This window comes from Citrobacter sp. Awk 2 (genome assembly GCF_028069815.1).
In the GTDB taxonomy this organism is placed as follows: domain Bacteria; phylum Pseudomonadota; class Gammaproteobacteria; order Enterobacterales; family Enterobacteriaceae; genus Citrobacter.
Window position 1 is genome coordinate 1 of the sequence record NZ_JANEWL010000147.1, and the last position, 6,942, is coordinate 6,942.

Annotated in this window: 4 protein-coding genes and 4 pseudogenes; 4 read left to right on the forward strand and 4 right to left on the reverse strand. The window is 45.2% G+C overall.

The window, feature by feature from the left end; translation table 11 throughout:
• Positions 1–95: 95 nt before the first annotated feature.
• Both NNO02_RS22000 and NNO02_RS22005 read left to right on the forward strand, forming a co-directional pair.
• Entirely contained in the window at positions 96–620 is a 525-nt protein-coding gene (locus NNO02_RS22000; RefSeq protein ID WP_271442874.1) for a hypothetical protein, read from the forward strand.
• A gap of 1,357 nt (positions 621–1,977) precedes the next feature.
• Positions 1,978–2,832: an integrase gene (locus NNO02_RS22005; protein WP_271455748.1), complete on the forward strand. Its 855-nt coding sequence runs from the start codon at positions 1,978–1,980 to the stop codon at positions 2,830–2,832.
• Here NNO02_RS22005 and NNO02_RS22010 read toward each other — a convergent pair.
• Positions 2,829–3,503, reverse strand: a pseudogene (locus NNO02_RS22010) (aminotransferase class I/II-fold pyridoxal phosphate-dependent enzyme); the annotation flags it as partial. The gene NNO02_RS22005 and the pseudogene NNO02_RS22010 sit on opposite strands and share 4 nt — an antisense overlap.
• Positions 3,504–3,608: 105 nt before the next feature.
• On the opposite strand from NNO02_RS22010, the pseudogene NNO02_RS22015 reads away from it, so the two are divergent.
• Positions 3,609–4,043, forward strand: a pseudogene (locus NNO02_RS22015) (DMT family transporter); the annotation flags it as partial.
• 76 nt (positions 4,044–4,119) lie between these two features.
• On the forward strand, positions 4,120–5,013 hold the full coding sequence (locus NNO02_RS22020; protein WP_271455749.1) for a dihydrodipicolinate synthase family protein: 894 nt from the start codon (positions 4,120–4,122) through the stop codon (positions 5,011–5,013).
• 265 nt (positions 5,014–5,278) lie between these two features.
• Here NNO02_RS22020 and NNO02_RS22025 read toward each other — a convergent pair whose 3' ends face one another.
• The 3 genes and pseudogenes from NNO02_RS22025 to NNO02_RS22035 all read right to left on the reverse strand — a co-directional run.
• On the reverse strand, positions 5,279–6,106 hold the full coding sequence (locus NNO02_RS22025) for a YggS family pyridoxal phosphate-dependent enzyme (protein WP_271455750.1): 828 nt from the start codon (positions 6,104–6,106) through the stop codon (positions 5,279–5,281).
• Between the two features lie 109 nt (positions 6,107–6,215).
• Positions 6,216–6,482 (reverse strand): annotated as a pseudogene (locus NNO02_RS22030) (PLP-dependent transferase); the annotation flags it as partial.
• Position 6,483: 1 nt separating this feature from the next.
• Positions 6,484–6,663 (reverse strand): annotated as a pseudogene (locus NNO02_RS22035) (transporter); the annotation flags it as partial.
• Positions 6,664–6,942 lie beyond the last annotated feature (279 nt).

The window sequence follows — 6,942 nt, forward strand, 5'->3', positions numbered from 1 at the left end:
ATATTCCAGAACTGCTCTAAAGTTAAGTATTTGCACTATCCCATTCTTACTTCCATTTCTTTTATACATTCCATAATTAATTCTAAGGAAAACAAATGAAACTTTCTAAATGGAAGTTAATGGCTTTGATTATTCCTGCCGCATGGACTTCAATTTCTTACGCTTATGACTGGAATGATGATGTCACCCAAAGAGTTCAGACTCTTATAGGAAATGCCGCTGATAAGTATGTGCAGGGTGATTACGATAGCTATAATTCAGATACTGAAACGGCTATTAATTTGCTATTAACGGTAGAACCTCAACCCCAATCACCAGAACAGATAGATGCAAGAAAGATACAGGCAGCACAACTTGTTGATGAAACGGTAAAGAAAGAAATTATTTCTTTGGAGCAATCTCTCGAGACAAATCAAGCTAAAGCTGACGCTGAATATCAGAAGATGCAAAGCATGAGCAAGGAAGAAAAAGAACAGGCCGCAGCGAAAGCAGCAAAGGAAGCGGCAGATGCCAAAGCAACCGCAAGTGCTTATGCGGCAGCAATGAAGGCAAAGGCAGCTAGTGGAAAAGAAGCAAGCCAAGTAAGTGTGTCTGGTGTAAACGCACCTAAAACACATTAAGTTTGCATACGTAAATCAGACAGGATGCGTTTTCGGCATAAGGTACTGACCATCCCATCCTGTTTCATGCGTCAATTATCCATAATCCGTTTTCGGCATAAGGTACTGACCATCCCATCCTGTTTCATGCGTCAATTATCCATAATCCGTTTTCGACATAAGGTACTGCGATTAGTGGTTAATTGCGTTTTGGCATGAATACTACTGGCCTCTGCCACCCAACAAACTGCACGCTGGAGGTTCGGTTGTCCCAATAGTTTTCACGTATGCAAAAGTAAGTGTCTTTGAGAACACAAATAAAGCACGATTAATACACGATACATTTCAAAATACAGGCGCATAACAATCCCTCATAACAAAGAAATGTCATGATAATTGCTTTGGAGCCATGAAAGAGCAGGGTAGCTAGTCCTGAACCTTCCATCCCATTTGCTTTAAGCGAAGCAAGCCAACAGCTTGTATCCAGTGCACCGGAAAGCCGTTAACACTCATAATCCATCAGCTTGCTTAAGGCTGACAGACTCTGAATCATTGGGTACAGTTAAAACAATTACTAATGGCATTTCACCATATGGACAAATTTAGCGTCTGGTCCAAGACGTTTGTTACCGATGAAATTATCCATCGCTCTTTGGGAGCATCCACTATGGGAGGTCGGACAGCAACAGCCAAAATTGTATAACAATTGTCAGTATCTAGAATCTTCAAATTGTAAACAAGATTGGCGTGCGTACTGGAATCTCACCAGTGCTACGAAGTTTAACGTTGGGCAGTACAACGAATCTCTGCGCATATCGGCATAGCCGAATATCAGTCTTTAAATGTGAATCCATCACTTTCCCCAAGGTGACGAACTCGACTGACGCATCAGAAGAATTCCAAAATCAACTAATGCCGAAGTGAGCACATAGCCGAAGCAAAGAAGAAGCGTTCCAATTTGCAGTAACCAGAATCACATCCAGCTAATGCAGAGGCTTGCACAAGCTAAAAGACGAAACAGGTTTTGATGATGTCGGTCAGGTGAATGAAGAAATCACATCGAGCACAATCCCTCGAACGTAGTGAGAGCTTAGCCATAGAAGTCCACAATCTGAACCAGAGGGCGCAAGACAATCCAACTGTTATGCGAACTAACTACTGCACCAATCTAGCTACAATTCTCGTTACCTGACGTTAGTGCGCATAATGTATATTATGTTAAATATCCTACAGCATCCAATAACTTCATCTTCAACAGCTGCCTCCCAATAAATCAACACGTTACAGATTTATGACCGACATCCCTTTTCTTTCCTTATGTTCATTATACAGTTACTTCACATCCCTTGTGAATGTAAGGCCAATAATGTACTCACTCATGCAACTCCGTGTTGCTCACAAACGCCAGTGGATTTTGATGGACACGGTCACCTGTCTGCCATTGTTGATCCCACTCCGCTATCACCTAGATAATTTATCGACTCGTTCACTGTCTACGCAGTCTGCTTCGCTACAGGCTCTTAAGTTTTTTTACGAGTTCTGGCATCAAAAATATGGGTTCACATTTTGCTATAGTTTCCATGCATCCTCTTATGATCCAGCCATAGCCATAGACGAAATGCCCAATTTCTTTCAGTATCTGGAAAATGGGAGATCTTCATCCCCGAACATATTGCCGCTTCCTTTATCCACTGCTGCTAACCAGAGAACAGCATCGGTACGAGTTCATGCTGTGGCCAAATTTATAGCATTTTTAATCAGTACATATATATCTCCAGCATACCAAGATGGCTCACCAAAGGAACAAGCTCGCCTGGCTACTAGGCTGTACACTCAGCTAAGCCTTCGTAAAGATGGTTATAGAATGCTAACTTCTACTTTTCAAAAGCGTAATGCTAATTTTAAAAGTATGACCGTAGAGATGGTTACCAGCGTATACAAAATCATTACACCCTGCTCTTCTGGAAATTTGAACGTACTAAACCCCTTTCCTTATGGTCGCATACAGCTTCGTAATTTTTTGATTGTTCGACTATTACTAAATTATGGGTTAAGAGTCGGTGAACTACTCTTGCTTGAATGCTGTTCTATAAAGCAAAATATTCAAGGTGATAAATACAGCTTAATCATAACCACTGTTAACAATGAAATTGATATAAGAAAACATGCACCATCATTGAAAAACATATACGCAAATCGTGTTTTGGAATTAGATAAACATGACTATATATAGACTGCCCTGATATGTCTTTTCTGGCATAACGCTTCCAGTGCAGATAAGTCCGGGCCATCAGCCAGAGCGGGTATGGCAATAAGTTCCAGATGGTACAATTCGGCCAGTACTTTAAAACCGGGATACGTCAGTGCATCAACGGCCACAACATCACCCGGTCGCAGCATGCCCATCACAGTAATGGTCAGTCCGTGCTGCGCCCCGTTCACTATCACCACATTTTCAGCTTCAGGCTGGAATCCCGGCCCTGTAATGTGAGCCGCGATAGTCTCCCGTTCAGTCATCCTGCCTGCATGCGGCTGGTAACGCAGATGGGATTCAATATCCCCGGAGGCCGCGACCTGCCGTAGAGCTTCACGTAATAGCTCCCCCTGTCCAGGGAGCGATGGATAGTTAAAATTCAGATCAAGCACATCAGTGGCCACAGCATGCTGGTCAATCCCGTGACCGTAGGGCAATGATATTTCCCTGACAAACGTCCCTCTTCCTGTTTCACCACTGACCAGACCCATAGCTTCCAGTTCGCTGTAAACTCGAGTCGCTGTAGCCAGAGAGATATGTTCCTGCGCAGAGAGTGCCCTGTGCGTCGGCAGACGCGTACCGGAAGGGATATCTTCGTTTTGGATCCTGTCTGCGAACATATCCACGATGGATTTATAGCGTGCTTTCATCAAATGTATCTATGACAATAATTTGATTGTATTGAATTGTTAAGCGTACCATCCGCCTCACAAACGCTCAAGCCTGCGGGCGACAAATAGAAAGTGTGGTTGGCAGTGGTGAATACAGTGATACATAAAACAGCTCCCAGCTCAGTTTCAGGATGGATCAACGGACTGTTGGGGGTCATCATTTTTAGTGGCTCACTACCGGCTACTCGCGTAGCCGTCCTCGATATGGATCCCTTTTTCCTGACGTTCCTGAGAGCGTCGATTGCCGGTGTGCTGGCCATTATGCTGATTTACGGTTTTCGCGAAAAACGTCCGCAAGCCTCGCAGATCGTGCCACTCATCATCGTATCCCTGGGCGTCATTATCGGTTTTCCGTTGCTGACGGCTATGGCGTTACAACATGTGACCTCTGCCCACTCAATCGTTTTTCTGGGTCTTCTGCCGCTGACCACCGCGATTTTTGGCGCCCTGCGTGGTGGTGAACGCCCCAGGATGGCCTTCTGGATTTTTTCTGTGCTTGGCAGCCTGCTCGTCATGGGCTCCCGTAAATTTTCCCGATAACTCTTCTGCCTGGCCAGTGCTGGCAGGCCTGACTTCATTTGAAAAAGGAATCGTTATGTTTACTGGTCTGAGCGCTTTTCCGCTGACTCCCCTGATTAACGGTGATGTAGATGAACGCAGGTTTATCACTCTGATTGAAAATCTGGTTGACGCCGGAGTTGACTCCATTGGTGCTCTGGGGTCTACGGGTAGCTACGCCTATCTGACTCGCGAACAGCGTTTCGCTGCGACAAAACTGGCCGTCAGTGCGGCTTCGGGCATCCCGGTAATAACCAGTATTGGCGCAGTTCGTACAGATGATGTAATGAGACTGGCTGAAGATGCACAGCAGGCTGGTGTCAGTGGCGTGTTGCTTGCCCCTGTATCCTATCAGCCACTTAGCGCCGCAGAAGTTTTTCGTTTATATGAACGAGTGACGTCAGAGTTATCGGTTCCGCTTTGCATTTACGATAATGCTGCAACCACAGGGTTTGATTTCAGTGATGAACTACTGATAGCCCTGTCATATCTGGACAATACTGGCTCCATCAAGCTTGGGGAGTTTCCTGCCGATCCGGTTCAGGCAGTTCAGCGTGTTGAGCATTTGAAAAGTCAGATGGCTCGGGGCGTGACATTGGGGATCAGCGGAGATACTCAGTCGACGGCGGGATTGCTGGCTGGGTGTGATATCTGGTATTCGGTACTGGGCGGATTGTTCCCCCATTATGCGCTGAATCTGACCCGCGTCGCATTACATGGGGATACTACTGCAACCCGTCTACTGGACATGCCTCTTGAGCCACTCTGGGCGTTCTACCGCCGTCATGGTAGCCTTCGTGTTATAGCCAGTATCGCAGAGATTTTGGGGAGGGTGCAGAGCCCCTGTTTGCCATTCCCGCTTCAGACGCTTATCGGAAAAGAAATGGCAGATCTCAAAGCCACACTGGAGCAACTCAACTTCCTGGCATAATCCCATGGTATAACCCCTGTAGCTTACGTGGGTGCTACCTAACGTATCGTAACGTCCGAGATGTCTGCTATGGCACACAGCGGGCTTCATCAGCAGGCACTCAATATCTGGGTGGTCACTCTGATCTGTTATCAGGGCTGGTACAGCTACCGGCCTGCTATCAGAATTAGGTTGTTAGGACATCCAACAGAACCACGTTAGTTACGAAGAGGCCAGAAGAAATATGTTATCCCTGTGCTGGCCTCTAAATGGACATGGTCGCTGTTTAATACTCCTTTGGCCAGTAATGCTCGTCTGGCAGGGCACGGGCACCAAATATCGCCTGACCTACTCTGACAACCGTTGCTCCTTCCTCAATCGCTATTTCAAAATCACCAGACATCCCCATGGAAAGTTCAGTCAGGTTCGCCCCTTGTGGAGTGTCATTCTGAAGCTGGTCACGCAGGCATCTTAGCCGAGAAAAACACATTCTGATTCTTTCTGGCTGACTACTGAATTCGGCAAGTGTCATAAGACCTTTGACTCTCAGCGTCTGATAAGGGGCAAGATGCTGGATAAATTCAGGCACAGCTTCGGGAGCAAGTCCGTACTTGCTTTCTTCTTCGGAAGTATTTACCTGTACAAAAACATCCAGGCCCTTACCCTCTTTCTGAAGATGCTTGTCCAGTGCTTCAGCAATTCTTAAGTTATCAAGTGCCTGAAATTCTGAAGCAAAATGAGCGACGTATTTGGCTTTGTTTGTCTGAAGATGTCCTATTATCGACCACTGGAGGTCGGTCAAATCAGACAGATTTTGAGCTTTACTCCAGGCTTCTTGTATTTTGTTTTCGCCAAGATATCGGCACCCTGCTTTATAGGCCATTCTGATATGATCGGTATCCATCGTTTTGGATACCGGCAATAACCGGACTTCTGAAGGAGATCTGTTCACTCTTATGCAGGCATCCTTGATACGCATGTTTACTGCATACAGATTCGCCGTAAGGTCGCTCACACTTAGCGCGCGCGGCCATTTACCATGCTTTTCATATAAAGGTTTCGTTTCCAAAGCGGACTCTTTTGTGCGGCTCTTTTGAGTATTTTCGTTACTCATAAGCGTTTCCTCTGTAGTTAAGGTAGCCGGAGACAAGCCAGGAGTAATCATCAGTGGATGAAAGACTAAAACAAAGACCACCAACTGATGGTCTATGTTGTCGGTGGAATTACCTGAAAGCACTGAGTCTATCCAGACCCTGGCGGAGATCAGTCATTAGGTCTTCCACATTCTCCAGACCTATCTGGAGGCGTATGGTGAGCCCTTCCGGGTTCCATTTTGTTGCCGTCCTGTAGTCGGCGCAGTTAAAAGGAACCACGAGGCTCTCAAATCCTCCCCACGAATAACCCATGCCAAATATTTTCATATTATCAAGCATGTAACTCAGTGCTTCTTTTGAAAAACCAGGTTTGAACACGACAGAGAACAGACCAGATATAGCTGATTAAGATAGCAACAATAAATACCCAGATACCTTTTACTCCAATCTGGATTGGCATGAATGTAATACCAGCCCCAATTGCCATACCAATACACAGAATAACCCAACCCAAATCATAACTTGTAAACGGGACTTTTAGCCTTTGTTCAGTTTTCACACTGTCTTGTAGGGACATAGTATACTCCAAAAAATTCTCTCGAAAGCAGAATGGTTATCTATCAGTCATGTGTCCAGCGATACTTGCGCCGTGACATAAAATTAAATGCCGCGTGTTTCTGATTTTATTTTCATTTGCACGCTGATTGCATTGACAGAATGGCCTCGGCAGGAGATGTGAACAATTAAGACGATACTAAAATGTGATGCATTTAAAAGATCTGCGAATTTAATGAATAGAAGATGTATCACTTGTGAATTTTATGAATAAATACTAGCGACAGTAGAAATATTATTA